Genomic DNA, 243 nt, shown 5'->3' with positions numbered 1-243 from the left:
ACGACGCGCGGACGCGACACCGCGAGCTCATAGCCTTCGCGGCGCATGTTCTCGACGAGGATCGTCAGGTGCAGCTCGCCGCGGCCCGACACTTCGAACACGGTTTCGTCGCCGGTGTCCTTCACGCGCAGCGCGACGTTGTGGTTCAGTTCCTTCATCAGGCGGTCGCGGATCTGGCGGCTCGTCACGAACTTGCCTTCGCGGCCTGCCAGCGGCGACGAGTTGACGAGGAAGTTCATCGTC

At 65.0% G+C, this 243-nt stretch carries 1 pseudogene; it reads right to left on the bottom strand.

Annotation, left to right across the window (positions count from 1 at the left end):
• Positions 1 to 243 (bottom strand): annotated as a pseudogene (locus SB771_RS36480) (translational GTPase TypA); the annotation flags it as partial.

It is taken from the genome of Burkholderia sp. SIMBA_051 (assembly GCF_046534915.1).
Taxonomy (GTDB): domain Bacteria; phylum Pseudomonadota; class Gammaproteobacteria; order Burkholderiales; family Burkholderiaceae; genus Burkholderia; species Burkholderia ambifaria.
This window is presented reverse-complemented; position numbering and strand designations above follow the sequence as displayed.